The sequence below is a fragment of the Octadecabacter sp. R77987 genome, from assembly GCF_042466115.1.
Classification (GTDB): Bacteria; Pseudomonadota; Alphaproteobacteria; order Rhodobacterales; family Rhodobacteraceae; genus SW4.
The window spans coordinates 2,306,824-2,332,766 of record NZ_JAXHBQ010000001.1 but is presented as its reverse complement, the minus strand read 5'-3'; the positions used below and the strand labels follow the sequence as shown (position 1 = coordinate 2,332,766).

General features: G+C 60.8%; 24 protein-coding genes and 1 pseudogene. 13 read left to right on the top strand and 12 right to left on the bottom strand.

Going from position 1 to position 25,943, the window contains the following annotated elements; translation table 11 throughout:
• Positions 1–92: 92 nt before the first annotated feature.
• Both SJY21_RS11780 and SJY21_RS11775 read right to left on the bottom strand, forming a co-directional pair.
• Positions 93–528: pseudogene (locus SJY21_RS11780) on the bottom strand (tyrosine-type recombinase/integrase).
• A gap of 258 nt (positions 529–786) precedes the next feature.
• Complete coding sequence (locus tag SJY21_RS11775; protein ID WP_377510752.1) at positions 787–2,427, bottom strand: thiamine pyrophosphate-binding protein; 1,641 nt, start codon at positions 2,425–2,427, stop codon at positions 787–789.
• 117 nt (positions 2,428–2,544) lie between these two features.
• On the opposite strand from SJY21_RS11775, the gene SJY21_RS11770 reads away from it, so the two are divergent.
• Together SJY21_RS11770 and SJY21_RS11765 are read left to right on the top strand one after the other, a co-directional pair.
• Positions 2,545–3,066, top strand: a complete 522-nt coding sequence (locus SJY21_RS11770) for an NADPH-dependent FMN reductase (protein ID WP_377510749.1) — start codon at positions 2,545–2,547, stop codon at positions 3,064–3,066.
• Positions 3,067–3,109: 43 nt separating this feature from the next.
• On the top strand, positions 3,110–3,898 hold the full coding sequence (locus SJY21_RS11765) for a MaoC family dehydratase N-terminal domain-containing protein (protein WP_377510746.1): 789 nt from the start codon (positions 3,110–3,112) through the stop codon (positions 3,896–3,898).
• On the opposite strand, the gene SJY21_RS11760 is transcribed toward SJY21_RS11765, so the two are convergent.
• The gene (locus SJY21_RS11760; protein WP_377510743.1) at positions 3,895–4,932 is read right to left on the bottom strand and encodes an NAD(P)/FAD-dependent oxidoreductase; all 1,038 of its coding nucleotides are present in this window, start codon (positions 4,930–4,932) and stop codon (positions 3,895–3,897) included. The two genes, SJY21_RS11765 and SJY21_RS11760, sit on opposite strands and share 4 nt — an antisense overlap.
• A 48-nt stretch (positions 4,933–4,980) precedes the next feature.
• Here SJY21_RS11760 and mnmD point away from each other — a divergent pair, with 48 nt between their 5' ends.
• Together mnmD and SJY21_RS11750 are read left to right on the top strand one after the other, a co-directional pair.
• Complete coding sequence (mnmD, locus tag SJY21_RS11755; protein ID WP_377510740.1) at positions 4,981–5,628, top strand: tRNA (5-methylaminomethyl-2-thiouridine)(34)-methyltransferase MnmD; 648 nt, start codon at positions 4,981–4,983, stop codon at positions 5,626–5,628.
• On the top strand, positions 5,628–6,491 hold the full coding sequence (locus SJY21_RS11750; protein ID WP_377510737.1) for a DMT family transporter: 864 nt from the start codon (positions 5,628–5,630) through the stop codon (positions 6,489–6,491). Before mnmD ends, SJY21_RS11750 begins: the two co-directional genes overlap by 1 nt.
• Here the strand turns inward: SJY21_RS11750 and SJY21_RS11745 are convergent.
• A complete protein-coding gene (locus tag SJY21_RS11745; protein ID WP_377510734.1) occupies positions 6,488–8,593 on the bottom strand; it encodes a transglycosylase SLT domain-containing protein in 2,106 nt (701 codons plus the stop codon). The two genes, SJY21_RS11750 and SJY21_RS11745, sit on opposite strands and share 4 nt — an antisense overlap.
• 148 nt (positions 8,594–8,741) lie before the next feature.
• Between SJY21_RS11745 and dapA the strand changes: the two genes are divergently transcribed.
• Positions 8,742–9,614, top strand: a complete 873-nt coding sequence (dapA, locus tag SJY21_RS11740; protein ID WP_377510731.1) for a 4-hydroxy-tetrahydrodipicolinate synthase — start codon at positions 8,742–8,744, stop codon at positions 9,612–9,614.
• A gap of 33 nt (positions 9,615–9,647) precedes the next feature.
• Here dapA and SJY21_RS11735 read toward each other — a convergent pair whose 3' ends face one another.
• From SJY21_RS11735 to SJY21_RS11725, 3 genes are read right to left on the bottom strand one after another with little or no spacing between them, the layout of a single operon-like run.
• Positions 9,648–10,847 carry a hypothetical protein gene (locus SJY21_RS11735; protein ID WP_377510728.1) on the bottom strand — a complete coding sequence of 400 codons (1,200 nt, stop codon included), beginning with the start codon at positions 10,845–10,847 and terminating at the stop codon, positions 9,648–9,650.
• Between the two features lie 57 nt (positions 10,848–10,904).
• On the bottom strand, positions 10,905–12,098 hold the full coding sequence (locus SJY21_RS11730) for a winged helix-turn-helix domain-containing protein (RefSeq protein ID WP_377510725.1): 1,194 nt from the start codon (positions 12,096–12,098) through the stop codon (positions 10,905–10,907).
• The gene (locus SJY21_RS11725; protein WP_377510722.1) at positions 12,095–12,541 is read right to left on the bottom strand and encodes an ion channel; all 447 of its coding nucleotides are present in this window, start codon (positions 12,539–12,541) and stop codon (positions 12,095–12,097) included. The genes SJY21_RS11730 and SJY21_RS11725 overlap by 4 nt, the downstream gene beginning before the upstream one ends.
• Before the next feature lie 100 nt (positions 12,542–12,641).
• Between SJY21_RS11725 and smpB the strand changes: the two genes are divergently transcribed.
• The 5 genes from smpB (at position 12,642) to SJY21_RS11700 (ending at position 16,739) form a co-directional block, all read left to right on the top strand.
• Positions 12,642–13,115 carry an SsrA-binding protein SmpB gene (gene smpB, locus SJY21_RS11720; protein ID WP_377510719.1) on the top strand — a complete coding sequence of 158 codons (474 nt, stop codon included), beginning with the start codon at positions 12,642–12,644 and terminating at the stop codon, positions 13,113–13,115.
• A 144-nt stretch (positions 13,116–13,259) separates the two neighbouring features.
• The gene (locus tag SJY21_RS11715) at positions 13,260–13,562 is read left to right on the top strand and encodes a hypothetical protein (protein ID WP_377510716.1); all 303 of its coding nucleotides are present in this window, start codon (positions 13,260–13,262) and stop codon (positions 13,560–13,562) included.
• A gap of 124 nt (positions 13,563–13,686) precedes the next feature.
• Positions 13,687–14,541: a 3-mercaptopyruvate sulfurtransferase gene (gene sseA, locus SJY21_RS11710; RefSeq protein WP_377510714.1), complete on the top strand. Its 855-nt coding sequence runs from the start codon at positions 13,687–13,689 to the stop codon at positions 14,539–14,541.
• Positions 14,541–15,725, top strand: coding sequence for an aromatic amino acid transaminase (locus tag SJY21_RS11705; RefSeq protein WP_377510711.1), 1,185 nt, complete (start codon positions 14,541–14,543; stop codon positions 15,723–15,725). Before sseA ends, SJY21_RS11705 begins: the two co-directional genes overlap by 1 nt.
• 42 nt (positions 15,726–15,767) lie before the next feature.
• Positions 15,768–16,739, top strand: coding sequence for a phytanoyl-CoA dioxygenase family protein (locus SJY21_RS11700; RefSeq protein ID WP_377510708.1), 972 nt, complete (start codon positions 15,768–15,770; stop codon positions 16,737–16,739).
• 161 nt (positions 16,740–16,900) lie between these two features.
• On the opposite strand, the gene SJY21_RS11695 is transcribed toward SJY21_RS11700, so the two are convergent.
• Together SJY21_RS11695 and SJY21_RS11690 are read right to left on the bottom strand one after the other, a co-directional pair.
• Complete coding sequence (locus tag SJY21_RS11695) at positions 16,901–18,244, bottom strand: ammonium transporter (protein WP_377510705.1); 1,344 nt, start codon at positions 18,242–18,244, stop codon at positions 16,901–16,903.
• Between the two features lie 27 nt (positions 18,245–18,271).
• Entirely contained in the window at positions 18,272–18,610 is a 339-nt protein-coding gene (locus tag SJY21_RS11690) for a P-II family nitrogen regulator (protein ID WP_377510702.1), read from the bottom strand.
• A 273-nt stretch (positions 18,611–18,883) separates the two neighbouring features.
• Between SJY21_RS11690 and SJY21_RS11685 the strand changes: the two genes are divergently transcribed.
• Complete coding sequence (locus tag SJY21_RS11685; protein WP_377510699.1) at positions 18,884–21,001, top strand: transglycosylase domain-containing protein; 2,118 nt, start codon at positions 18,884–18,886, stop codon at positions 20,999–21,001.
• Here the strand turns inward: SJY21_RS11685 and SJY21_RS11680 are convergent.
• The 3 genes from SJY21_RS11680 to SJY21_RS11670 are packed head-to-tail and all read right to left on the bottom strand — an operon-like array spanning position 20,998 to position 22,690.
• On the bottom strand, positions 20,998–21,348 hold the full coding sequence (locus SJY21_RS11680; protein WP_377510696.1) for a hypothetical protein: 351 nt from the start codon (positions 21,346–21,348) through the stop codon (positions 20,998–21,000). The genes SJY21_RS11685 and SJY21_RS11680 overlap by 4 nt on opposite strands.
• A complete protein-coding gene (locus SJY21_RS11675; protein WP_377510693.1) occupies positions 21,348–21,953 on the bottom strand; it encodes a phospholipid-binding protein MlaC in 606 nt (201 codons plus the stop codon). The genes SJY21_RS11680 and SJY21_RS11675 overlap by 1 nt, the downstream gene beginning before the upstream one ends.
• A complete protein-coding gene (locus tag SJY21_RS11670; RefSeq protein ID WP_377510690.1) occupies positions 21,950–22,690 on the bottom strand; it encodes a VacJ family lipoprotein in 741 nt (246 codons plus the stop codon). The genes SJY21_RS11675 and SJY21_RS11670 overlap by 4 nt, the downstream gene beginning before the upstream one ends.
• Before the next feature lie 197 nt (positions 22,691–22,887).
• Between SJY21_RS11670 and SJY21_RS11665 the strand changes: the two genes are divergently transcribed.
• Positions 22,888–24,627 (top strand): type I secretion system permease/ATPase, encoded by a 1,740-nt coding sequence (locus SJY21_RS11665; RefSeq protein WP_377510687.1) that lies wholly within the window; start codon positions 22,888–22,890, stop codon positions 24,625–24,627.
• Positions 24,624–25,922, top strand: a complete 1,299-nt coding sequence (locus SJY21_RS11660; RefSeq protein ID WP_377510684.1) for an HlyD family type I secretion periplasmic adaptor subunit — start codon at positions 24,624–24,626, stop codon at positions 25,920–25,922. The genes SJY21_RS11665 and SJY21_RS11660 overlap by 4 nt, the downstream gene beginning before the upstream one ends.
• The last annotated feature ends 21 nt before the right edge of the window (positions 25,923–25,943 follow it).

The following is a 25,943-nucleotide window of genomic DNA, read 5'->3' as shown; positions in this document are numbered from 1 at the left end:
CTAGAAGTTTGGGCTCAGTCTTGCAACTGCTGCGGGAGTTATGAAGGATTAGTCTGGATCGGCGAACGGCACGAACCGCCCGCCAACAGGTCTTAGATGTCGATACGCTCAGCGAAATTCAGGGCATCTTCCAATTCAACACCCAGATAACGCACTGCGCTATCAACCTTAGTGTGGCCCAACAAAAGTTGCACGGCGGATCGGTTGCCCGTCTTGCGGTAAATCTCCGCAGCTTTGGTGCGGCGCATCGAGTGCGTGCCGTATCCGCTGGGTTCCAGACCAATCGCTGTCACCCAGTCTCGCACCAGCCGGACGTATTGACGTGTCGAGATATGCGGGCGGTCGTGAAAACGGCTCGGGAACATAAAGCGGCATCCGATCAGGATCACGTAGGTATCCCGCAAGCTCGAGATGGGCACGAATGGCCCAAACCTGTTTGGGAAGCAGCGGTCGTTTCTGACCGATGATCCGCCCTTTGTTCCATGCTTTGTGTTTTGGGGTGACTGCCGGAAGTTGGACTCTTGGCATTATATGCCCTCCAATCCTCCTTCCAAACCCAGACATCAGCACAGCGCTGACGACGAGAGCATGGCATTTGTCCGAATGGCCGCTTCCGGCTGCCGCGGCGCATCATGAAAGTTTTCGCTCATGTCGCATTTTTTCCGCTGCGTGCGCATGCAGCGAGAATATCTAATTTACAGTGTGGGCTCGAAGCGGCCCTTCGCTGCGATTGCGTCGCCAACTGCACTGACCTGCTCTACAGGACTCGTATTTCGAACAGTTGAATTAGGGGGGGCGCATTCCGCTAAGGGTCGTGCCTGTGGACAGCGCATCTGGGTCGATGGTGAGTTCGATCACGGCGGGCAGGTTTGAGGCCTGTGCGCGCGCGAATGCCTCTGCAAATTGCGCGCCCTCGGTCACGGTTTCACCGTGTCCGCCATAGGCCCGCGCGAGGGCGGCGAAATCGGGGTTGGCAAGCTGCGTGCCTGACACCCGTCCGGGGTAGTGCTTTTCCTGATGCATGCGGATTGTGCCATAGCGCCCATTGTTCATCACCAGCGTGATCGGCGTCGCGCCGTGCTGGATTGCCGTGGACATTTCGTTCAGCGTCATCTGGAAGCAACCATCACCGGCAAGACAAACCACCGTGCGGTCAGGATGTTCAAGGCTGGCGGAAATCGCCGCCGGGAAGCCGTAGCCCATGGAACCGGACGTGGGTGCTAGCTGGGTGCGAAACCCCTTGTAGGTGAAATAGCGGTGCAGCCATGCAGCGTAATTGCCCGCGCCATTGGTCAGGATCGTATCGTCGGGCAGGTTGTCGGACAGCCAGGCGATGATCTGTTCCTGCTTCACCGCGCCGGGGCTTTGCTGCGGGGTGCGCCAGCCCTCGTAATCGGCGCGCGCGGCTTTGGTCCAAGCGGCCCAATCGGTGCCACAGGCAGGCAGGCGCGACATGGCGCGGATGAACGATACCGCGTCAGCCGTGACGCAAAGGTCGGGGTGATAAACGCGGCCCAACTCATCAGCATCGGCATGGACATGCAGGATGGATTGGGTCGGCGCCTCCGGATCGACCAGCGTGTAGCCTTGGGTTTCGATATCGCCCAGCCGCGAACCGATTACCAACAGCCGGTCCGCATCGCGGACACGCTGGGCCAGTTTCGGGTTCACGCCAACGTTCAGATCACCCACGTAGTTGGGGTGGCGGTTATCGAGGTAATCCTGCCGTCGGAACCCCAGCGCAACAGGCAGGCCTTGCGTTTGCGCAAAGCGCGCCAGATCATCTGCCGCCCCTGTTGACCAATGCGGCCCACCGACAATCACCAGCGGGCGTTTCGCCTGCGCGATCCAGTCAAGCGCGTCTGCTGCAACGCCTGCGAGGGTCGGGGCAAGTTCGACCAAGGGGCCAGTGGTGTCTGGCACATCTGCCTGCGCGCTTAGCATGTCTTCGGGCAGGGCAAGCACCACGGGGCCGGGGCGCCCTGATGTGGCCAGCGCAAAGGCACGCGCGATATATTCAGGCAGGCGTTCTGTCTGGTCCACCTCGGCCACCCATTTGGCCAAACCGCCGAACATGGCGCGGTAATCCACTTCTTGGAATGCCTCGCGGTCGCGCTGGTCGCGGGCGATCTGGCCGACAAACATGACCATCGGCGTGCAATCCTGCATGGCGACATGGATACCTGCGCTGGCGTTGGTCGCACCGGGGCCACGGGTAACAAAGGCCACGCCGGGCAGGCCCGTCAGCTTGCCATAAGCCTCGGCCATCATCGCAGCGCCGCCTTCCTGGCGGCAGACGATGTTGGCGATCCCGCTGTCATAAAGCCCGTCAAGTGCAGCAAGGAAACTTTCGCCCGGAACGGAAAACACACGGCGCACGCCATGAATTGCCAGTTGGTCGCTGAGGATTTTGCCGCCGTGTCGCATGTTGCACCCGTTTGATTTGCGCGGCCACCATGTGCCACGCACAGGCGCTGTGCAAGAACGCTTGATTGCCGTTGCGGGATTTGTGGCTAGATAAAGGGCAGAAACAAAGGACGAACCATGCTCTTGGGAATTTCAGGGTCGCTGCGCGCGGCATCAACCAACACCTATCTGATGCGGGCGGCGGCCAAGGCCTATGGCGGAGATACCATCGAGGCCGATTTGAACCTGCCGCTGTATAATGGCGACGTGGAGGCCAAAGGGATTCCCGCCGCCGTGCAAACCCTTGCCGACCAGATCGCGCAGGCCGAAGCCGTTGTGATTTCGACACCGGAATACAACAAGGCGATTTCGGGTGTTTTGAAGAACGCCCTTGATTGGGTCAGCCGCACCGAGGGCAATCCGTGGCTCGACAAACCTGTCGCGATCATGTCGGCGGCGGCGGGGCGCGCGGGCGGCGAACGCACACAGTTTTCCCTGCGTCTGTGCCTTGTGGCGTTCCGGCCCATCATCATCAACACACCGGAAATTCTGGTGGCGAAGTCCAGCGAACAGTTTGACGCGGAAGGCAACCTGACCAACGATTTCCACGCCAAGCAGTTGGATGTGGCTATGACGGCCTTGCGGGCTGCTGCGCGGTAGAATTGGGATTCCGTCGCTGCGCGATCCGGTTTAGAATCGCGCCATGACCGAGAAAACGATCACCGATGTGATGGACCCCGCGCGTGCCTGCGCCATGCAGGCCGCGCTTGGCATCGCCCCCGACATTTCCTATGGCAGCGCGCTGCCGCCGTTCTTTCACCAGCTTTATTTCTGGGAACCCGAAACGCCCGAAAATCTGGGCCGTGACGGGCATCCCACACCGGGTGGGCTGATCCCCGACACCGGCCTGTCGCGGCGCATGTGGGCCGGTGGGCGGCTGACGTTTCTGCAACCGCTTGTTGCGGGCATCAAGGCCGACAAGACCACGACGCTAGAAAAAGTGACGCAAAAGGATGGCGCGCAGGGGCCTCTCGCATTTGTGCGATTGCGCCACGATATTCGCCAACGCCACGCAACCGTTCTGACCGAATGGCAAGACCTTGTTTATCGCGGCGATGCCGCGCGCGACGACACCCCGCCCGACCCCGTCAGCGCACGCACCGACGAGGACCATAGCGAGGTGTTCAGCTTTGATACGACCCTGCTGTTCCGCTATTCCGCGCTGACGTTCAATGGCCACCGCATCCACTACGATCGCCCCTATGCGCGCCGCATCGAAGGCTATCACGGGCTGGTGGTGCATGGGCCGTTGCTGGCGCAGGTCCTGATGTTGATGGCGCAGGACCAGTTGGGCAAGCCCTTGGCGACATTCGATTATCGCGCCACAGCGCCCTTGATCGGTGGCGAGGAGGCCACGTTTTGCTGGAAAGGTGGCGATGCCTGGGTGCGCGGCGAGGACGGGCGCGTCTGCATGACCGCCAAGGCAGGTTAAAGCGAGGCTTGGGCGCGGAACCCTTGGGGAATGGTATCGCCCCCGCCAAGGATCAGGTCGGCCATGATTTCGCCGACCTTGGGGGCCATGCCAAAGCCGATCTTGAAACCGCCGTTGGCGATGTATTCGCCTGTCCGAAACGGATGCGCGCCGATCATTGGCGCACGGCTGCGCGCGCGCGGGCGCACACCGGCCCAGCGTTCGATCACAGGGGCATTGGCAAGGACAGGGAAGGCACGCAATGCGCGCGCGATCACATCATCAAGCTGGTCGTCGGTGCTGGTCGGGTCACTGAATTCGCGCTCCGAAGTTGACCCGATCGCGACCGTGCCATCGTCGTGCGGCACGATGTGCAAGGCATCGGCAAACAGTTGCGGCTGATCGCGCGCATCAAATTGCAACAGCGCCGCCTGCCCTTTGATCCCGTTGCCGACCATGCGGGTGTGTTGCGCTGTCAGGTCGTTCAACCCCTTCCAGCCGGTTGCCCAGACGATTGCGCCCTGATCGGGACCATCGGTTGTGATTTCGCCGCCCAGTGCTGTGATCGCCGCGGCCAGCGCGCGGGTCGCGCGGCGCGGGTGGATGCGCGCCGTCAGCGTGTCGTGGATCAGCAAGCCAGTGGGGGATTGCGGTGACCATTGGGTGTCGGGCGCGTCAATCACCTGCCATGTCGCGCGGTCCTGCCACAGGTCGCGGGCCGTTTCGCTGCGTTGACGGGCAAGTGCCACGGCGGCGTCATCGGCCAGGGGTTGCAGGCGGCCAAGGCGGGCATAGCCGACATCTTGGTTCGCAATCCCGCTGACCTCTTGCCAGAAGGTTTCCGCCATCATCAGGCTGTCGAATTGAAACGCCTTCTTGTCGTTCCAGTTTTCGGGCACATGCGGGGCCAGCGCGCCAACGATCCCGCCGCTGGACCCAGCGGCGACCCCGTTCGGGTCGATTACACGCACACGCGCGCCGCGCCGCGCGCAGGCATACCCGACCGCAAGCCCGAACGCGCCCGCGCCGCGCACTGTCACATCAACCGTTGCCATCGCCTGCCCTTGCCGCCAAAGATTGCGCACAACATAAGGCCCGCACGGATGAGTGACCAGCAAGCAGAATTGGAATGGCGTGACGGAGCGATCCCCGTATCGCGCCGGTTCGACGATCCGTATTTTTCGCTGCAAGGGGGCTTGGATGAAACGCGCCATGTGTTTCTGGCGGGCAATGACCTGCCCGTGCGGTTCGAAGACGGGTTTCATGTGGCGGAACTGGGATTCGGGACGGGGCTGAACTTTCTGGCGACGCTGGTGGCGTGGCGTACGGCGGGCATATCGGGGCGGCTGCATTTCACGAGTTTCGAGGCCTTTCCAATGGCTGCGGATGATCTTGCGCGGGCGCTGGCACCTTTTGCCGATGTGCTTCCAGTCGACATTTTGACCAAAGGGTCGAGGGCTGATGATTTTATACTAGAGGTCATCAAGGGCGATGCACGAGAGACATTGCCGAAATGGGGTGGCCGCGCAGATGCGTGGTATCTGGACGGATTTTCACCCGCCAAAAACCCCGAATTGTGGGACAGCAACCTGATGCACGCTGTGGCCAATCACACCGCCAAGGGCGGCACGGCGGCAACTTATACCGCGGCTGGCCATGTGCGCCGTTCGCTGGATCTGGCGGGCTTTGCCGTGGAGCGCACGGCTGGCTTCGGACGCAAGCGGCACATGACCCGCGCAAAGCTGATCTGATGCAGACCAATACGCGCCTTGGCGTTATCTTGATGATTGCCACGACATTCGTGTTCGCCATGCAGGACGGAATCTCGCGCCATCTGGCGGGGGAATACAACGTGCTGATGATCGTGATGATCCGCTATTGGTTCTTTGCCGCCTTCGTGATCGCCCTCGCCAAACGGCGCGCCGGATCGGTGCGCGCGGCGGCAGCGACAACGCAGCCGGTCTTGCAGATATTTCGCGGGCTTTTGCTGGTGGCCGAGATCTGCGTGATGGTGCTGGCCTTTGTCAAACTGGGGCTGGTCGAGGCTCACGCCATTTTCGCCTGTTACCCGCTGATCGTCGCGGCGCTGTCCGGCCCCATTTTGGGCGAAACGGTCGGCTGGCGGCGCTGGGTCGCGATTGGAATCGGGTTCGTCGGGGTGATCGTGATCTTGCAGCCCGGATCGGGGGTGTTCACGCCCGCGGCGCTGATCGCGCTGACCTCGGCCAGCATGTTCGCGCTTTACAGTTTGCTGACACGATTTGCTGCGCGCCGTGACTCGGCTGCGACCAGTTTCTTTTGGACTGGTGTGGCGGGGGCCTTTGCGATTACCCTGATCGGGGTCTGGTATTGGGAACCGATGAGCGCGCCCGACTGGGGCTGGATGGCGCTGTTATGTGTCACTGGTGCGACAGGGCATTACCTGCTGATCAAGACCTATGAAGTGGCCGAAGCAAGCGCTGTGCAGCCCTTTGCCTATCTGCAACTGGTCTTTGCATCCGTCATCGGGATTTTCGTCTTTGCCGAGGCCTTGCGCGCCAATGTGGCGATCGGCGCAGGGCTGGTCGTGGCAGCGGGGCTGTTCACGCTTTGGCGCGCGCGCGCCACGTCTTAACCACCGGGGCGCGATATCGGCCGGATACCTTGTGGGCCGCCGGGGGCGGTGGGTTCAAGCGTGCCACCACGGCGCACGGGCGGCAGCGCGGGCGTGGCATCGCGCACGACCGGCAAGGGTGTCATTTCGGTGTCGGGGCGTGCGCGGGGGCGGATCAGAGGTTTGACCCCGTTCAACAGGTTCAGGAAGTCCAACGCACCTGCTTCGCCCCCCAAACGCGCGCGGTAAACGGGGATGCTTTCGGTGACGCGCATCACGTAGTTACGGGTTTCGCGAAACGGGATGTGTTCGATCCAGTCGACCACATCTGCGGTGCCGTCACGCGGGTCGCCCCGTTCGTCCATCCATGCCTTTGGGCGGCTGGGACCGGCGTTGTAACCTGCGGCGATCATCACCGGAGAGTCGCCAAATTCGGCCTGAAGGTTGGCAAGGTATTGGCTGCCCAGCGTGGCGTTGTATTCCCAATCGGATGTGAGGCGCGCGCGCGTGAAAGGCAGGCCAAGTTCGCCTGCAACTTCCTGGGCGGTGGCAGGCATCAATTGCATCAAGCCCAAGGCGCCTACGGGGCTACCCGCATCGGCGCGAAACTCGCTTTCACGGCGTGCAATCGACAGCGCCAAGGCGGGATCGACGGGCAAGTCCATGCGGGCCAGATCATGAAGCGGGAAATAGATATGCGGCAGGACGATATCGCGTTCGGCCCCCGCCTTGGCGACGAGAAGGGCAAAGAACGGCTCGTTCAGCTCGACCAGGAGGTTGCCAAGTTGGGCCAGCCCCGCGCGGTTCAGCGAGCGGCCCAGATCGGCAAAGAACAGAACCGCCAGCCCGCGTTGATCGGCAGCCAAGAGCAGCAGCGCCGCCTGCGTCAGATCGTCGGTCAGGAACGGGGCTTCCTGCCAGTCGTCAAATATTTCGTCACCCACCAGGGCCGGATCAAGCGGCAGGCCAAGGTGATCCGCGGCCAGCAAGCCGTAAAACCCCGTCTGGTATTGCGCGGCGCGGCGGTAGGCGGCCTGGGCGTCAGCGGTATTGCCCAAAACATCGTGTGTGCGGCCCAGCCAATACCCGGCACGCCCAACCGAAATGGGCGAGGACACGGCGCCGTCAAAGGATTCAAAATGCGCAAGCGCTTTGGCGGAATCGTCAAGATATGTCAGGGCCAGATAGCCCGCAAGCCATTCCAGATCTGCATAATCATCGCCCTCGGTCAGGTGATGGGTTGTGGCAAGGTCATAGGCGCTGTCGATCCGGCCCTCGCGCATTTCCCAACGGGCCAGCACGCGGCGCCAGCTTGCCCAGCGCCACGGGTTCACCAAGGTTTCAGCACTGACCGATTGGGTGCGCAGGATTTCGATGGCCTCGGTGCGCTCCCCCCGCCCTGACAGCCAGTTGAACCGGTCGTAGGCCAGACCGGGATCGTTGATCAGCGCATTCGGCACGGCCGCGACCCAGTCGGAGATATCGCCAGAGTTACCGATATAGGCGATGCGGGCGGCGGCAAGCGCGCGTTGATCTTCATCCAGCAAGGGCAGCATCCGGCCAGCATCTGTCGTGCGCCAGCGCCACAGCAACATGTCGGTCCGCGTTGCGTGATGGGGCGCGACGAGATCGGGAAACGCCGCAACAATTGCATCGTGACCGCTGTCGCCAAGGCCAAGGGTCGTCCAGGCGGTGACGATAACGCCGTTGGCTGCTTCGGTCTGCCCCTTGGCAATCAACGCCTGCGCCAGACGCACAGCGCCTTCGCCGGTTTCCGGCGCGCGCCCGTCGAAAAAGGCCAGCACCGTGTCTGCAGATTCGCCTTCGGGCAGGGCTTCTTCGGCATTACTGACAATCCGGTCTGTGCCCGGCCAGTCACCGCGCGCAGCCAAAAACAGCAGGTAGTCATCAAACGTGCCAGACCCGTCTCGCAGGCGCACCCATGTGACCAGATCGCGCGCTACGGGGCCCGCGCCAGCCACAACAGCATAGGCCGTGTCCCAATCCCCCTGCCCCATTGCATCAAAGGCGGCAGACAACGGCGGGCCGCCTTCACCGTCTTGGGCCTGGGCTGCGCCAGCCAGGGCCAAGGACAGCAAAACAGCCGACAAAATGCGAAACATGGGGGGTGCTTTCAAGAACATATCCGCCAGCGTAACTTGCCTGCGCATTAGCGCAACTCACAAACTTGGCAAAGGCGGCAATCCGCACTAGTGTCCGCCCGATTTCACCGGTGCCGTGCTGCGGCCCATATCACAAAGGATGCGTGTCATGATCAAAGGGTCTCTCCCTGCTCTTGTTACGCCGTTTCAGGACGGCAAGCTGGACCTTGATACGCTGAAGAAACTTGTCGACTGGCACGTGGATCAGGGCACCCACGGGCTTGTTCCTGTAGGCACCACCGGCGAAAGCCCCACCCTGTCGCACAGCGAACACGACACGGTTGTCGCAACCGTGATCGAGGCTGCGGCCGGGCGTCTGCCCGTGGTTGCAGGTGCGGGATCAAACAACACCGCCGAAACCGTGCGACTGGTCAAGGCGGCCAAGGCGGCAGGTGCCACGGCGGCGCTGGTCGTCACGCCCTATTACAACAAGCCGACACAGGCGGGGCTGATCGCGCATTTCATGGCGGCAGCAGACTGCGGCTTGCCGATCATCATCTACAACATTCCGGGGCGGTCGGTTGTTGATATGACACCCGCGACAATGGGCGAACTGGCCAAGCACGAGTTTATCGTCGGCGTCAAGGACGCGACCGCCGATCTGGCCCGCGTGCCTGCGCAGCGCCTGACCTGTGGCGCAGATTTCATTCAGGTGTCGGGCGAAGACCCGACCGCAATCGGCTTTAACGCCCAAGGGGGTGTCGGCTGCATCAGCGTGACGGCCAATGTCGCGCCCAAGCTGTGTGCCGAGATGCAGGAAGCCACCCTGAACGGCGACTACGCGACCGCGCTGACCATCAGCGACCGTTTGATGCCCCTGCATCACGCGGTTTTCACGGAACCTGGCTTGTGTGGCGCGAAATACGGGTTGTCCCTGCTGGGGATGTGCCGCGACGAGGTCCGCCTGCCGCTGGTCGGCGTGACGGACCCCACCAAAGAGAAAATCCGTGCGGCGATGGTGCATGCGGGGCTGTTGAACTAAGGCAAAAGGCGGGGATTGACCCCCGCCTTTTGTTTATGCCGCGGCCGGTTCGTCGGCGTCGCGGAAGATGTCGTTCAACCGCCACAAACCCCATGCCAGCGGGATCGCGGCGAGGCCGCCAATCACATAAGCCAGCGGTTCGTCGTAAAACGTTTCGAACATCTGGGTGTAGGCGTGGATGCCGCCGAATGTCATCGCGGCGTTGAACAGCCCGCGGCGGTTCTTGTGTGCGGCCCAGAAGGCCGATGCAGCCAGCGCGATGGCCCAGAGAATCGCATAGGCATGTTCACTGATCACAAGGGTCGTGGCGCGGAAGGCAGTAAGGGCATCTTGGTATTCTTCCCACGTCTGATCGCCGTAGTCATAGGTCGGTGCCCACCACGAACTGCCGACAACATCGCCCCAAAGGCTGCCCACAAGGGCGCAAAGGTTGGCAACGATAAAGGCCATGATCGCAAGGATACCTGCATGGCGGCCAATCCGTTCGGGCTGCGTGCGCAAGACCCAGATGCAAACAAAGATAAGCACTGTCAGTTGCAGGATGCTGAGTGTGGATTCCGGTGAATAGAACACATAGGCCGCGTGGAAATAGTAGGTCGATGTATCAAGCATTTGTGCGAAAGGCATGATCGCCAGTGCCGTGATGGCGCGCACGTTGATGAATGTGCCAGCGGCGATGATCAGGGCGGTCGTGTAAAGGTGCGACAGGGGCACGGGCCAGCCGTTCAGATCAGCTTCGCCCATGCCGTAATACATGCCGACAAGGTGCATCGCCCCGCCCATCAGCAGGACAGACCCTGTGACAAAGCGGGTTTTGGTGCCACGCCTGAACGCATAGGCCGAGATGACCACCGCAAGCGCGCCGATGATAATCAGGGCAGGCACGGCAAACCCGCTGGGGTATTTGTCGATCAATTCAATCGTCGCGCCGCCAGCCAACATGCCGCCACCGATCAGCGCCGCGGCATTGCCGAACATGCGATACAGGTCGTTGCCGCTACGCAAGATCAGCACGCCAATCCCAAGGAACAGCGCACCGGTGATCGCCACCGCGAGGGCGTTGGCCAGCCAGAAGATGAACCCGAAGGCAGCGGCGATGATACCGGCGCAAAGCAGCGTGTTGATCGACAGGCTGACCATCGCCTGCCGCGAGTGGCGTTGGATGATCCGTGCTTGGTCGGCCGTTAGTGTTCCGTCTGCGACCAAGGCGTCTGTATCGGCGAGATAGTGCATGGCTTGCCCCTATTGAACGGCGTTCACCTTTCCTCTAGCACGCCTTGTGAACGCCGTTCAAGACTTTTCTTTCATCCAGCCCTGTGCATAGTCGATCTGCGAAGACCCGACGAACCGCGCCGCACGTTCAATCTCGGCCACCAGTCGTGCGGTGCGTCCTGCCCCCATCGCCACGCCGTCTTCGGGCCAAAACGCCGTGACCTGCAAGGTGTTGCCATCCCGCTTGGTGTCGATCCGCCCGATCAACTGAGTGCCTTCCATGACGGGGAAAACGTAATAACCATAGCGCCGTTTCGGGGCCGGCACGAAAATCTCGATCCGGTAATGGAAACCGAACAGACGCTCGGCGCGCTTGCGGTCGCGCAGTGCCGGATCAAAGGGCGACAGGATGCGGACGCGCTGGCTGGTCGCGGGTGGGGCCGCGTCCATGATATCGGGGCTGGCAAAGCATTTGCGCAGCGCCCCATCGGCCCCTTGCACGTTGATGTGCATGATGTCACCGCGCGCCAAAGCGGTGGCGCACCAGTCGCGCGCTTCGGTCACGGTGACGACATCCCAAAAGGCGGCAATTTCCCCCGATGTGGCAAACCCAAGCCGGTCAAGTGCCGCGTTGCAGGCCCAGTCGATGGTTTCGGCCTCGGTGAAACGCGCGTTCAGGAATTCGGGCGGGATCACCCGTTCGGTCAGGTCATAGACCTTGCGAAACCCGTCACGCCGCGTGACCGACAACTGCCCCGACCGCCACAGGTATTCCAGCGCGGTCTTGCTGGGGTGCCAATCCCACCAGCCGCCCTTGCCGCGCTCTTCGCCCTCGCCCACATCGCTGCTGGTGCAGTCACCGTGATCGGCAACGCGGCGCAGCACCGCATCCACCTTTTGCGTGAAATCATCGCGGCGAATGCCCTGCCAATGACCCGCCAGTCGCGCGCCGTCACGGGCCATTTTCAGCCGCCAATGAGGGAAATGCGCCATGTCGATGGCACTTGCATCATGCGTCCAATGTTCAAACACCGCGCGATCGCGATGCAACAGGGGCGGCAGATGCGCTGCGCGGTATTGCTGACGGCGCGACCAGAGGATCAGATCGTGGGCGCGGGCCAGCGTGTTGACGCTGTCCAGTTGCACAAATCCCAGATCGGCAATGACGCCGTGCAAATCACCCCCTTTGCCGGTGCCGCTGGCGGGTGCGATCAGGCCGTGATTGTGCAAGAACAGGTGGCGCGCGGTCGCGTTGGGCAGGGTCGCGATCATGTCTCGGCCTTTTCGATGGCGTCAAGCTGGGTGCGCCTGACCTGGCGCAATGCCTCGACGATCACAGCCGTCAGCAAGCCGAAATTCAACAGTCCGTTGGCAGCGGCCATCCCGCCCAGCAACCGCCACTCCATCGGCAACAGGATGTCGCCAAAGCCAAGGGTCGTGAAGGCCACAAGCGCGAAATAGACCGCTTCTTCCAGCGTTGCGAAGATGTCGAGCAGGATGAACGCAAAGGCCCAGACCCAGACGCCGATTGTGACCTGGCCGATGATCCAGACCCCGCTGACACACAGGATAAAGATCAGTTTCGGGCGATGGGGTTCGCGGCGCAGCCAGCCACGCCAGCGCGCCAGTGCGACCTCCATGAACCAGAAACTGATGCCCGCCACAAAGATCGAGACCAGCATGAGCGCCGAGCCAAGGACAATCTGGACAAACATCGCGCCTCCGTCATTTGCGTTTTGCCACCTTACCCGCCCGCGCCGGGATGGCCAGTGCGACCTTGTGCAAGGGTCGCGCATCACATATCTCGGCGGTGATATGGCAAAGAAACCGGAAAAAACGAACTACAAGGTGCTCTCGGAGAACCGCCGCGCGCGGTATGATTATGCTATCGAGAGCGATCTTGAGGTCGGGATTATCCTCACAGGGTCCGAAGTGAAATCCCTGCGTGGGGGCCAGTCCAACATCGCCGAAAGCTATGCCGCTGTCGAAGAAGGCGAGTTGTGGTTGGTCAACTCCTATATCGCGCCCTATGACCGCGCTATGTTTGGCCACGAAGAACGCCGCCGCCGCAAGTTGCTGGTTTCAAAGAAGGAACTGGCGCGCATGTGGAATGCAACCAAGCGCGAGGGGATGACCCTTGTGCCGCTGGTGATGTATTTCAATGATCGCGGTTTGGTGAAGCTCAAGATCGCCACCGCCAAAGGCAAGAAAAACCACGACAAGCGCGCCACCGAAGCCAAGCGTGATTGGGGCCGTCAGAAACAGCGCCTGCTCCGTCACGGAGACTGACACTACATCTTGGGGGAAAAGCCTCGCACAATACCCCCTATTGATCCGTTTGCAGATTAGGTTAACCTTCGCGCCACATGGTGCGGGCCGCGTCATGGTTCGAAAAATCAAATTAACACGGCCCACAGGAAGGAACAGGGGACTATGGAACAACTTATCATCCAACTCGTGTCAGGCGCTGTTGGCGGCAATGTTGCGGGCGGTTTGCTCAAGAACCTCTCGCTTGGCACGCTTGGCAACTCGATCGCCGGCATCGTCGGTGGCGGGCTTGGCGGCCAAATCCTGAGCATGGTCACAGGCGGCGCGGTTGATCCCGCGACAGCCGAAGCCGCGACGGGCGGCATGGATATCGGCAGCATCGTGACGCAGGTTGCGGGTGGCGGCGTTGGTGGCGGTGTCGCACTTGCCGTGGTCGGCGTAATCAAGAACATGATGAACAAGTCGTAATCAGCGGCAAAACCACGATGCGGGCGTCCCTCGGGGGCGCCCGTTTGCGTTTGCGCCCCTTGTCTTGGCGCCCTTGCGGGTCTAGTCAAAGTTGCAACTGCAACTGCGCAAAACGGGGGATATCATGCCCGATGATCCACATACTCTGGTCAGCACGGATTGGCTTGCCCAGCATCTGAAAGACCCCGATCTGCGGATTCTGGATGCGTCCTGGTATATGCCCGACATGGGGCGTGACCCGAAAGCTGAATACGCGGCCGCCCATATCCCCGGCGCGCGGTTCTTTGATATCGACGAGATCAGCGACCATCGCAGCGAGTTGCCCCATATGGTGCCCCCCGTCGAAAAATTTATGAGCAGGATGCGCGCCATGGGGGTGGGTGACGGGCATCAGGTGGTTGTCTATGACGGGATGGGCCTGTTTTCAGCCGCCCGTGTCTGGTGGCTGTTCCGCCTGATGGGCAAAAAGGACGTGGCCGTGCTGGATGGTGGGTTGCCCAAATGGCAGGCCGAAGGGCGCGCGCTGAGCGATATGCCCCCCATCGTGCGCGACAGGCACATGACCGTGCAACGCCAGAACCAGATGGTCAAAGACGTGACACAGGTGGCGCGCGCCGCCAAACTGGGTGATTATGAGATCATTGACGCGCGCGCAGCGGGCCGTTTTCGCGGCGAGGTTCCCGAACCACGTGAAGGGCTACGTTCGGGGCATATCCCGGGATCGCGCAACGTGTTCTTTGGCGATCTGTTGAATGCGGACGGAACACTGAAAGGCGCCGATACTCTGCGTGCTGTTTTCCAGAGTGCCGGCGTTGATTTGTCCAAGCCCGCGATCACAACCTGCGGGTCCGGCGTGACAGCGGCAGTGTTGTCGCTGGCCATGGAACGGATCGGCAAGAGCGACCATGCGATCTATGACGGGTCCTGGTCCGAATGGGGCATGTTCCCCGACCTTCCCATCGCAACCGGAGATGCGTGATGTTTGAAAACCTGCAAGCCCCCGCCGCTGACAAGATTTTGGCCTTGATGCAGATGTATCGCGACGACCCGCGCGACACCAAGATTGATCTGGGCGTCGGTGTTTACAAGGATGCGACCGGCAACACGCCAGTGATGCGCGCGGTCAAGGCCGCCGAGCAGCAACTGGTGGATGAACAGTCGACCAAGGCTTACACCGGCCTTGCCGGCGATCCGGCGTTTTCGGATGCGATGATTGATCTGGTTTTGGGTGGCACCGTTGCGCGTGATCGTATTGCCGCCGTCGCCACGCCCGGTGGCACAGGCGCGATCCGGCAGGCGCTGGAATTCATCAAACGCGCCAGCCCCGATGCAACGGTGTGGATTTCTAACCCCACTTGGCCGAACCATCCGTCGATTATCAAATACCTTGGCATGAAGATGTTCGAATACCGCTATTTCGACGAGGACACGCGCGGCGTGGACTTTGACGGGATGATGGCCGATCTGGGCACGGTTGCCGCGGGTGACGTGGTGTTGCTGCATGGATGTTGTCACAATCCGACCGGCGCAAACCTGACGATGGATCAATGGGGCGCGGTGATCGCGCTTATCAAGGACCGCGGTGCGGTGCCGATGATCGACATTGCCTATCAGGGATTTGGCGACGGGCTGGACGATGACGCGGCCGCGACCCGCATGGTCGCCAAAAACTTTGACGAAGTGCTGATCGCCGCAAGCTGTTCCAAGAATTTCGGCGTTTACCGCGAACGCACGGGCATCCTGATGGCGATTGGCCGCAACGCCGACGAGGCCAAGCTGGCGCAGGGCAATCTGGCATTCCTGAACCGGCAGAACTATTCGTTCCCGCCCGACCACGGTGCGCGCGTCGTGACCACAATCCTGAATGATCCCAAGCTGCGCGCCGATTGGGAGGCCGAACTGGAGGCGACCCGTCTGGGGATGCTGGATTTGCGTCAACAGTTGGCGGATGAACTGAAACGCCTGACAAATTCCGACCGGTTCGCGTTTATCGCGCAGCACCGCGGCATGTTCAGCCGCCTTGGCACAACGCCGGAAAAGGTTGAACAACTGCGTGCCGAACATGGTATTTACATGGTGGGCGACAGCCGGTTGAATATCGCCGGATTGAACGCAGAAACGGTGCCGATCCTGGCGCGCGCGATTGTCGCTGTCGGCGTCTAGAACCCCTTCGCGTCAATTTCACTTGCCGCAATTCCTGCGGGCGTGCAGACTTTGCCTCGTGAAACAGGGGGCTGCACGCCAATGGACACCGACCAGATCGACGACGTTCATCCGACTGCCAAATCGGGCGAACCGCTGCGCCATATTCAAAAGAAACTGCCCCTGCGCGTGCTCTCGGAGGAGGACTGGACCCATTGGACCACGCGCGGCTATGTGATCGTGCCCAACGCGGTGCCACAGGAAAACATCGACCGTCTTGTCGCGCTGCTGTGGGAGTTTGACGAGAAAGACCCCGACGATCCGTCCACATGGTATGCGCCCCAGCGGCGCCCGCACGAGATGAAAGAGCTGAATAACGCGGGGATGGTGGAGATTTATAACCACCAGTATCTGTGGGACAACCGGATGGAGCAGCGGGTCTATGACGCCTTTGTCGACATCTGGGACTGCGAGGATTTATGGGTCGCGATTGACCGCGCCAACCTCAACCCGCCCAAGAAGGTCAAGGGCAACCCCGACGGTTTCATCCACTGGGACGTCAACACATCGCGTGATCCGTTGCCTGTGGGTGTTCAGGGCGTGCTTAGCCTGCTGCCGCAGGATGCCGAAACGGGCGGGTTCCAGTGCGTGCCCGAGATATTCGAGCACTTCGACGCATGGGTGGCGGACCAGCCCGCTGACCGTGATCCGCTGCATCCCGATATGACCGGATTGAAGGCCACCAACATTGATCTGAACCCCGGAGACCTGCTGATTTTCAATTCGCTGCTGGCCCATGGGGTCAGGCCGAACCATTCGGACGGGCGGGTGCGCATGGCGCAGTACATTTCGATGTATCCGGCCCAGAACGACCAACCGGAGGTGGCCGCCGAACGGGTCCGTCAATGGCGCGAGTTGGACAACCCCAAGCGCGGCGCCTTTCCAGGCGATCCGCGCGACTGGGAAAAGAAGAACGCCAAGACAGCCAAACTCACGGAACTGGGTGAAAAGCTGCTGGGTGCAAAGCGCTGGTAAAAATTGCGTTGCGTCAGCGTCGATTGCCCGACTGGATGAAACCTTTTGGCGCTTCAAGAACCGGACAGGCAATCAACCAGCAGCGGTGCGGGCAAGGACATGGGATAACGAAAAGCCCCGGCGCGATGCACCGGGGCTTTCCTTATCATGATCGCGCCGCCCTAGCGGTTCGCAAATTCGGGATAGGCTTCCATCCCCAGTTCGGCTTGATCGAGGCCGGTGATTTCTTCTTCTTCGGTGACGCGGATACCCATCGTCGCCTTGAGGATGAACCAGACCACGGCCGAAACCGTAAAGACAAACACACCAACCACAATGATCGAAATCAGCTGACCACCAAGGGTCGCGTCAGGGTTTGTCAGCAGCACGGCCAGCGTGCCCCAGATGCCTGCGAACAGGTGAACCGGGATGGCACCAACCACGTCATCAATCTTGAGCTTGTCAAGGAACGGCACCGCAAAGACCACGATGATACCACCGACGGCACCGATCAGCGTGGCGGCGCCCAGCGACGGTGTCAGCGGTTCAGCCGTGATTGACACCAGACCGGCAAGCGCGCCGTTCAGAACCATTGTCAGGTCGACCTTCTTGTAAAGGATCTGCGTCAGGATCATTGCGGCCAAGGCACCACCGGCAGCAGCCGTATTCGTGTTGGCAAAGATGCGGCTGATGTCGGCCACGTTGCCTGCGGTGTCCATGTAAAGCTGCGAGCCGCCGTTAAAGCCAAACCAACCCAGCCACAGGATGAATGTCCCCAGCGTGGCAAGCGGCAAGTTGGAACCCATGAAAGGCACAACGCGACCATCCTTGTATTTGCCGATACGTGGGCCAAGGATCAGCGCGCCGGCAAGGGCTGCCCAACCACCGACCGAGTGAACGACCGTGGAACCGGCGAAATCAAGGAAACCATACTGGCTATCAAGGAAGCCACCGCCCCATTTCCAGGACGCCTGGATCGGGTAGATGAATGCCGTTAGGATGATCACGAAGATCAGAAAGGGCCAGAGTTTGATGCGTTCGGCCAAGGTGCCCGACACGATTGATGCGGTAGTGGCGCAGAACATCAGCTGAAAGAAGAAATCGGCGCCGACCGACGAATAGGTCAAGTCTGGCGTGGTATCGGCAAGGCCGACCGCTTCCATCACGGCGGGGCTGAACAGGATGCCCAGATAGCCGCCGGTTTCATCCGCACCGATTGACCAGTCGCCCAATGGATACATCAGGTTGTAGCCGATCAGGTAATAAGCAAGTGCCGCGAGCGAAAACAGGCCCATGTTCTTGGTCAACTGCATGGTCACGTTCTTTTGACGCACAAGACCGGCTTCGAGCATCGTAAAGCCAGCAGCCATCCAGAACACAAGGAAGCCGCACACAAGGAACATGAAGCTGGTGAGGATAAAGCCGATTTCTTCGTTCGGCGGGGTCATATCGGCCTCTTGCGCAAGGCCAAGTGTCGGCAGCGCCATGAGGGCGGCAGCGACAGGAAGGATTTTCATAAGTTTCATTGTCAGGGTGTCCCTTTTGGTCAGCGCTTACAGCGCATCGTCATTGGTTTCGCCGGTGCGCACGCGCAGCGCGCTCTCGACATCAAGAACAAATATCTTGCCGTCGCCGATCTTTTCGGTGCGGGCGGTCTTGGCGATGATCTGGACAACGTCGTCAGCCATGGCAGCAGATACGACGAGTTCAAGTTTGACCTTGGGCACGAAGTTCACGGCATATTCGGCACCGCGATACACTTCGGTATGGCCGGACTGCGCGCCAAAGCCCTTGATTTCAGTCACCATCATGCCGCGCACGCCCATGGTGGTCAGCGCTTCGCGGACCTCCTCGAGCTTGAACGGTTTGATTGTTGCAATAATCAGTTTCACATTGTTCCCCTTGCGATGATGCGGGGCTGTCATGTCACGACAGGCCGCTTACCCCTGAAAAAGGGCGCAGTGACGGGGGATGCTCAAGAAAATGCTGCAGGTGCGAAGGTGGCTTTCGGCCGAAGTTGCACAATTCTTGCACGAATAGACCGCTGCGCACATAAATTAGGCACGGCAAAAAGAAGCGTAAATAGAATCGCGCCCTCTACAAACCCGTGCGCGCGGGTTATGGTCGGGCAAAACAGAACGATCCGAGCAAAGCGGGCAGAGCAGATGAGTAACAAAAGTGGTGGGCGCAAGCCATTGGTCGCGGATCGGCGATATGCGAAACCGGCAGCGGCGGCGCCAAAAGCGCGTGCGCGCAAACGCGCGCCCCGCAAGAAGCCGCGCGGGCTATTGCGCCGTGTTCTGGGGTTTTTCGGCAGCATCATCTGGTGGGTAATCAGCCTGCTTTGGCGCATTGGCTGGCGCGCCGGGCTGGCCGTGGGCGTGTTTGTGGCACTTGGGGTGATCTATTACGCCTCGACCCTGCCCCCCATCACCGAATTGGTAGATGCGCGCACACGCGGTTCGGTCACTTTGTCGGACCGCGAAGGGCGCGTGTTTGCATGGCGCGGTGACCAGTTCGGCGGGATGATCACCGCCACAACCGTATCCGCCCATTTGCGCAACGCCGTTGTCGCAACCGAGGACAAGCGGTTTTACCGCCACTTGGGGATTTCACCCCGCGGTGTCGCCAGCGCGATCCGCATCAACCTGCGTGAAGGGCGCGGACCGTTATCGGGCAATGGCGGGTCAACAATCACGCAACAAACCGCAAAACTGCTCTGCCTTGGTCGCCCCTTTGATCCGACCGTCTGGGAAAACGAAACCGAATATGAACGCGATTGCCGCCGCACGACCCTGTGGCGCAAAGTGCAAGAGGCGGTTTATTCGCTGGCGATGGAAGTGCGTTATTCCAAGGACGAAATCCTGACGATCTATCTGAACCGCGCATATCTTGGGGCAGGCAGTCGCGGTTTCGAGGCGGCCGCGAACCGATACTTCGGCCATGGCGCAGCCGAGGTCACACCTGCCGAAGCGGCGATGCTGGCGGGATTGCTGAAAGCGCCCTCGACACTTGCGCCTACGAACAACCTGCAACGCTCGCGTGACCGTGCCAATCTGGTGGTCGGTTTGATGGAGGATCAGGGCTATCTGTCGGCCAGCGCCGCTGCCGAGGCGATTGCCAATCCTGCCGGTCTGTCGGCCGCTGCCGAACGCCGTGCAGGCGGATATTTCGCCGATTGGGTCATGGACCAGGGGCCGGATTTCTTTACCCGCACCACGACCGAAGATGTGGTGATCCAGACAACCCTAGACCAACGGATGCAAACAGCCGCCGAAGACGCGCTGGCATGGGTGTTTGAAAACAAGGTGCGCGAAGGGTCCGAAGCGCAGGCGGCGATTGTCGTGATGTCCGCGGACGGGGCCGTGCGCGCGATGGTTGGCGGGCGCAACACCAACGGCACCGGCGCGTTCAACCGCGCCACACAAGCCCTGCGCCAGACCGGATCGGCGTTCAAACCGTTCGTCTATGCGACCGCTTTGGAAGTGGGAATGATACCCACTGACATCGTGCAAGACACACCGCTGACGATTGACGTGCCCGGATCGGGGCCGTGGTCACCACAGAACTATGACCGCGAATTTCGCGGACCTGTAACCCTGACCGAGGCTTTGGCCGCATCGCTGAACATCCCCGCCGTGCGCCTGTCCGAAGACGTGGGCCGCGAAAACGTGCGCACGGTCGCGCAAGGCTTTGGCATTGATAGCGATCTGGCGGCTGGCCCGGCCCTTGCACTGGGTGCGTCCGAAAGCACGCTGGTGGAAATGACCGGCGCCTATGCGGGTATCCTGAATGGCGGATCGGCAGTTGCGCCTTATGGGTTGGTGTCGCTGCGGATGGCGGGCGACAGTGAACCGTTGATGACGGCCACAGGCGGCATCCGCGAACGGGTCATCCGCGAAGAAGCCGCGCGCCAGTTGACGTGGATGATGTATCAGGTCGTTGAAACGGGCACCGGCAGGCGCGCCGCGATTGATGGCTGGGAAATTGCGGGCAAGACCGGCACAACGCAGGCGGCGCGCGATGCGTGGTTTATCGGCTTTTCAGGTGATTACGTGGCCGGTGTCTGGATGGGATATGACGATAACACGCCCCTGACGGGCGTGACAGGGTCCGGCCTGCCAGCTGAAATCTGGCATGAAACCATGACGCGGGTGCTGACCGGGCTTCAGCCGACCGCGCTGCCGATGCAGCGTCCGGTCGCGCCGCGCACGCCCGAGACACTCGTGACCGAGGACATGATCGACCAGCTCCTGCTCGACCTGCAAAATCGCGCGAATTAACTGTCGGGGCAGCGGCTGTAGCGGAAGGCATAGCCGTTCCACAGCATGATGATCCCGCCCTCAGTTTGCGCGTCTTCCATGACCATTGCGCGTTCCGACCATGTCTGGTCTTCGCCCGAGCACTGCAACGTATAGAGCATCGCATCCATATCAACGACATTGACAGGGCGGGTCATCCGGCACTCCATCTCGACGCCATAAAAGATGCCATCCTCGATCTTGAGCGCCCCGCCGTCCGTGCCAACAAGCGCGCAATCGGCATTGTCATTCTGACGATAGACACCGTCATAGGTATCGGCCAGCGCCGGAACGGCCGCGAACAAAAGGGTTGTTGCCAGAATGCGCATCAGGTGTTGCGCAGGTCGTTAATCAGGGCGTCAAGGTTGCCGCCGCGTCGATCCAGCATCGCGCCGATTTCAGTGCGTTCGGACAGCAGCATGTTCACGCCTTCAATGATCAGGTTGAAAAAGACCGGCTTGCCCGGACGGTCGGACACATGGAAATCCACACGGAACGGCGATTGGCCGCGCAACGTGACAGTGGTTTCAACCTCGATCCAGCTATTGACAGCCTTGGCCCCGACAACCGTGATCTGCCCGCCGATAAACTCGCGGAAGCGGCGGCCATACTTGGCGGCGATATAGGTGCGGAACGCCCCGACAAACGCCTGAATTTGTGCCTGCGATGCGCTGCGGCGATCATTGCCCAGCGCAAAGGACGCAATGTAAACCGTGTCGCCGTAGCGGTCGAAAATACCTTCGAACTGGCGGATCATCGCAGCTTCGGAACCGCCAGACGCGATAATCGCGTTGATGTCGTTTACCGCACTGGTCACAAGCCCCTGCGCCTGCCCGCTATTGAGCGCCAATGCAGGCACCGGCAGGGCTGTAGCCGCCGCAGCGGCACTTGCAGTGAACAGGAACTGGCGACGGGTGTTCAAAGGGCGCATCATTGGAAAGGCTCCGCGAAAGGGTCAATAAACGGATCTGCAAAAGGGTCGATCCCGTTGCTTTGGTCTGTCATTCCAAGCTCGAACCGGCGGTTTTGCAAGTAAAGAAGTCGTGCTTGGGCATAGCTGTCGGCACTTTCATACAGAACCGAGTCCATCGTATCGCTGAACCGGCCCCGCGAAATTGCAATGCCCGCCACGCGTGCAGTCGTTGCGGCCGTGGCCTGTTCGGCAGTGCCATAGCGCGCCAGAGGGTCAATCACGATATCAACCAGTTGGCCCACCGCATCACGTTCGGTTGACGGCCCCAGCACGGGCAGTTCGACATACGCGCCCTCGGGTGCGCCCCAAACGGCCAGCGTTTCACCAAAGTCGGTTGAGTCCTCGTTCAAACCGATGCCGCCTGCCGGGTCAAACAGCCCGCCCAGTCCGACCGTCGTATTAAGAACAAACCGCATGGTATTCGTCGCCGCACCGCCGATATCGCCCTGCAGGATGCCGTTCACGATCATCCCCGGCAGGCCCACGTTATCGGCGAAGTTCGCAACGGGCGTGGTGACGATTTCGGGGGCAGCGGCGGTCACTTGGCCCGCAGGACGCAACAACGCCTGATCCAGGCCTTTGTTGAATTCGTGAATGCCGCGGTTCGTGCTTTCATAGGGGTCATTGAACTCTGCGCCTGGCTGCGCTGGTGTGCAGGCAGACAGCGCAACACCGGCACAAAGGACGCAAACACGCAAGAAATGTTGATTTAATGAAACGGGCAATGGAATTCTCGGCGCTTTGATTGCTATCGTGTCACACATAGTTGCAAGACACAGAATGAACAGGGTATTTCCAAACTCTGGCCCAAGCCGTGTCTGATAGGAAACAATTCTTCACCCGCTTCTGCCAGAAGGATGCGGCAAAAACAATTCGACAGGGCGGAAACACGCGCATGAATAGGGACACAGCCAGCCAAGGACGCGCCGAACTGCGCGCCGTGCGCCGCGAAAGCAGGTCGCTGTATTGGATTGTCGCCATTTTCAGCCTTGTTGTGAACATGCTGATGTTGACCGGCCCGCTTTACATGCTGAATGTCTATGATCGCGTACTGGGATCGCGCTCGCTTGAGACCCTGATCGCGCTGTCTGTGCTGGTTGGCTTTCTTTATGCGATGATGGGCATTCTGGACTACACGCGCGGGCGGATCATGGCGCGCGTGGGTGCAACGTTTCAGGCGCGACTTGATCGCCGCGTTTTTGCCGCCGTGATGAAGGCGACCACGATGAATCGCGCGCCGGCCGAAGCGGCAACCGGTTTGCGCGATCTTGAAAGCGTGCAGCGCATGATCACATCACCTGTGTTGATGGCGCTGTTTGACTTGCCTTGGGCACCGCTGTTTGTCATCGGCATTTTCATCTTCCACCCCTTCATGGGTTACTTGGCATTGGCAGGCGGTGCGATCCTGATCGCCGTGGCGCTGGCCAACCAGCTGTCAACGCGCCGCCCGCTTGAACGCGCCAACCAGATGACCCATCAGGCGGAATTCACCGGCCAGCAAATTCGCGCCGAAAGCGAATTGGTGCATTCGCTGGGAATGCGCGATGCCGCGTTTTCGCGCTGGCAGGATGCGCGCGACGATTCCCTGGGTGCGACGATTTCCGCCTCTGATCTGGCGGGTAGCTATACAGCGCTGACCAAGGCGTTCCGTCTGTTCCTGCAATCGGCGATGCTGGGCCTAGGGGCTTATCTGGTGTTGCAGGGCGAACTGACGCCAGGTGCGATGATCGCGGGGTCTATTCTGTTGGGGCGTGCGCTTGCCCCGATTGAATTGCTGATCGGCCAGTGGCCCGTTTTGCAACGTGGCCGCGAAGGTTGGCACAATATGGGCGTGTTGCTGGGCGATATTCCCCAAGACACTGCGCGCACCGCATTGCCTACACCCAAGGCCGTCATCGACGCGCAGCAAGTCACTGTCGTCCCGCCCGGTGAACAGCAAGCCGCCCTGCGCATGATCAGTTTCAAGGTGCAGCCCGGCCAGGCTGTGGGTGTGATTGGCACGTCGGGGTCGGGCAAATCGACGCTTGCGCGGGCGCTGACAGGTGTGTGGCGCCCTGCGGGTGGCAAAATCCGTCTGGATGGCGCGGCCCTGGATCAATACGATCCCGACACGTTGGGCAAGCACATCGGCTATCTGCCCCAGCGGGTGCAACTGTTTGACGGCACAATCAAGGACAACATCGCCCGCATGTCGAAAACGCCCGATGATGCCGAGGTGATCAAGGCCGCCAAACGTGCCGGCGCCCACGAAATGATCCTGAAACTGCCCGATGGCTATGACTCTCGCGTTAGCGCAAATGGCGGCAGGCTGTCGGGTGGGCAAATTCAGCGGATCGGGCTTGCACGCGCGATGTATGGCGATCCGGTGGTGCTGGTTCTGGATGAACCGAACTCGAACCTGGATAACGACGGCAGTGTTGCGCTCAATCAGGCGATCCGCGTCATGAAGGACGAGGGCCGCGTTGTGTTTATCATGGCGCACCGTCCTGCGGCGATCGAACAATGCGACATGCTTTTGGTGATCGAAGGCGGGGCAATGCGGGCATTTGGCCCCAAAGACAAGGTTTTGGCGGACATGGTCAGCAACCATCAGGACATCAAGAAATCGGTTGGCAAGGGCGGGGGCGTCACATGAGCGCGCCTGGCAATACTTGGTCGGCCAAACGGCCGTTGTTCATTGGGCTGCTGGCATTGTTCGTGCTTGTCGGCGGCTTTGGCACCTGGGCCGTGATGGCGCAGATCACCGGTGCGGTCATCGCCAGCGGCCAGATCGAGGTTGATCAGAACCGTCAGGTGATCCAGCACCCCGATGGCGGAGTCGTTGCTGCCATTCTGGTTGGTGAGGGTGATCTGGTTTCCACCGGTGATCTTTTGATCCAGCTTGATGCCGAAGACCTGAAGTCCGAACTTGCGGTCGTTGAAGGACAGTTGTTCGAAATTATCGCGCGCCGCGCGCGGTTCGAGGCCGAACGCGACCTGGCAACCGAACTGGTTTTTGATCCTTTGTTGATCGACGCGGGCGATGAAACACTTGCCCTGCGTGACGGGCAGGCCCGCCTGTTTGACGCGCGCCGGGAATCTGTTGCGCGGGAAAAAGAACAACTGGCCCGCCGTAGCGGCCAGATCGCCAGCCAGATCGAAGGGATCGTGGCGCAGGAAGAGGCGCTGACAGCGCAGCTTGCCCTGATCGAACAAGAGCTTGCCAGCCAGCAATCCCTTCTGGAACGTGGTCTGGCGCAGGCCAGTCGCGTGTTGGCCCTACAGCGCGAGGAAGCGTCGCTGCGCGGTCGTGCGGGCGAACTTACCGCCGGAATTGCGCAGGCCGAAGGGCGCATCACCGAGATCGAGATCGAGTTGCTGAAACTTGACGCCCAGCGCCGCGAAGAAGCGATTACCCGCCTGCGCGACCTGCAATATAACGAGCTTGAACTGCGCGAACGCCGCCGCACCCTGCGCAACCAGCTTGACCGTCTGGATATCCGCGCGCCCGTGTCAGGTGTTGTTTACGGGATGCGGGTGTTTGCCGAACGTTCCGTCGTGCGTGCTGCTGATCCGCTGCTGTATCTGGTGCCGCAAGACCGCCCGCTTGTGATCGCCGCGCAGATTGCACTGACCGACATCGACCAGATCAGCCTGCAACAAGAGGTCGCCTTGCGGTTTTCAGCGTTCGATCAGCGCGAAACACCCGAGCTGTTCGGACGCGTCAGCCTGATTTCGCCGGATGCGTTTCAGGATGAAAACACCGGACAGTCGTTCTATCGCGCTGAAATCGTGCTGGCAGAAGGCGAAATTTCGCGCCTGCCTGACGGGTTTGTCCTGATTCCGGGTATGCCGGTCGATGCCTTCATTCGCACCGCAGAACGTACACCGCTGGCCTATCTGGTGAAACCGATGGCCGATTATTTCGCACGTGCCTTCCGCGAGAGTTGATTGCCCCTGCCGCGCGTCCCC

Bases quoted from the DNA above. Each gene is read 5' to 3' on its own strand.
- SJY21_RS11660 (WP_377510684.1), top strand. From the start codon at position 24,624: ATGAGCGCGCCTGGCAATACTTGGTCGGCCAAACGGCCGTTGTTCATT.
- SJY21_RS11730 (WP_377510725.1), bottom strand. From the start codon at position 12,098: ATGATCGCGACCCTGCCCAACGCGACCGCGCGCCACCTGTTCTTGCAC.
- SJY21_RS11695 (WP_377510705.1), bottom strand. From the start codon at position 18,244: ATGAAACTTATGAAAATCCTTCCTGTCGCTGCCGCCCTCATGGCGCTG.
- SJY21_RS11665 (WP_377510687.1), top strand. From the start codon at position 22,888: ATGAATAGGGACACAGCCAGCCAAGGACGCGCCGAACTGCGCGCCGTG.
- SJY21_RS11705 (WP_377510711.1), top strand. From the start codon at position 14,541: ATGTTTGAAAACCTGCAAGCCCCCGCCGCTGACAAGATTTTGGCCTTG.
- SJY21_RS11735 (WP_377510728.1), bottom strand. From the start codon at position 10,847: ATGCACTATCTCGCCGATACAGACGCCTTGGTCGCAGACGGAACACTA.
- SJY21_RS11760 (WP_377510743.1), bottom strand. From the start codon at position 4,932: ATGGCAACGGTTGATGTGACAGTGCGCGGCGCGGGCGCGTTCGGGCTT.
- SJY21_RS11685 (WP_377510699.1), top strand. From the start codon at position 18,884: ATGAGTAACAAAAGTGGTGGGCGCAAGCCATTGGTCGCGGATCGGCGA.
- SJY21_RS11725 (WP_377510722.1), bottom strand. From the start codon at position 12,541: ATGTTTGTCCAGATTGTCCTTGGCTCGGCGCTCATGCTGGTCTCGATC.
- mnmD (WP_377510740.1), top strand. From the start codon at position 4,981: ATGAGTGACCAGCAAGCAGAATTGGAATGGCGTGACGGAGCGATCCCC.
- SJY21_RS11675 (WP_377510693.1), bottom strand. From the start codon at position 21,953: ATGATGCGCCCTTTGAACACCCGTCGCCAGTTCCTGTTCACTGCAAGT.
- SJY21_RS11750 (WP_377510737.1), top strand. From the start codon at position 5,628: ATGCAGACCAATACGCGCCTTGGCGTTATCTTGATGATTGCCACGACA.
- SJY21_RS11715 (WP_377510716.1), top strand. From the start codon at position 13,260: ATGGAACAACTTATCATCCAACTCGTGTCAGGCGCTGTTGGCGGCAAT.
- SJY21_RS11775 (WP_377510752.1), bottom strand. From the start codon at position 2,427: ATGCGACACGGCGGCAAAATCCTCAGCGACCAACTGGCAATTCATGGC.
- SJY21_RS11770 (WP_377510749.1), top strand. From the start codon at position 2,545: ATGCTCTTGGGAATTTCAGGGTCGCTGCGCGCGGCATCAACCAACACC.
- SJY21_RS11680 (WP_377510696.1), bottom strand. From the start codon at position 21,348: ATGCGCATTCTGGCAACAACCCTTTTGTTCGCGGCCGTTCCGGCGCTG.
- dapA (WP_377510731.1), top strand. From the start codon at position 8,742: ATGATCAAAGGGTCTCTCCCTGCTCTTGTTACGCCGTTTCAGGACGGC.
- sseA (WP_377510714.1), top strand. From the start codon at position 13,687: ATGCCCGATGATCCACATACTCTGGTCAGCACGGATTGGCTTGCCCAG.
- SJY21_RS11765 (WP_377510746.1), top strand. From the start codon at position 3,110: ATGACCGAGAAAACGATCACCGATGTGATGGACCCCGCGCGTGCCTGC.
- smpB (WP_377510719.1), top strand. From the start codon at position 12,642: ATGGCAAAGAAACCGGAAAAAACGAACTACAAGGTGCTCTCGGAGAAC.
- SJY21_RS11745 (WP_377510734.1), bottom strand. From the start codon at position 8,593: ATGTTTCGCATTTTGTCGGCTGTTTTGCTGTCCTTGGCCCTGGCTGGC.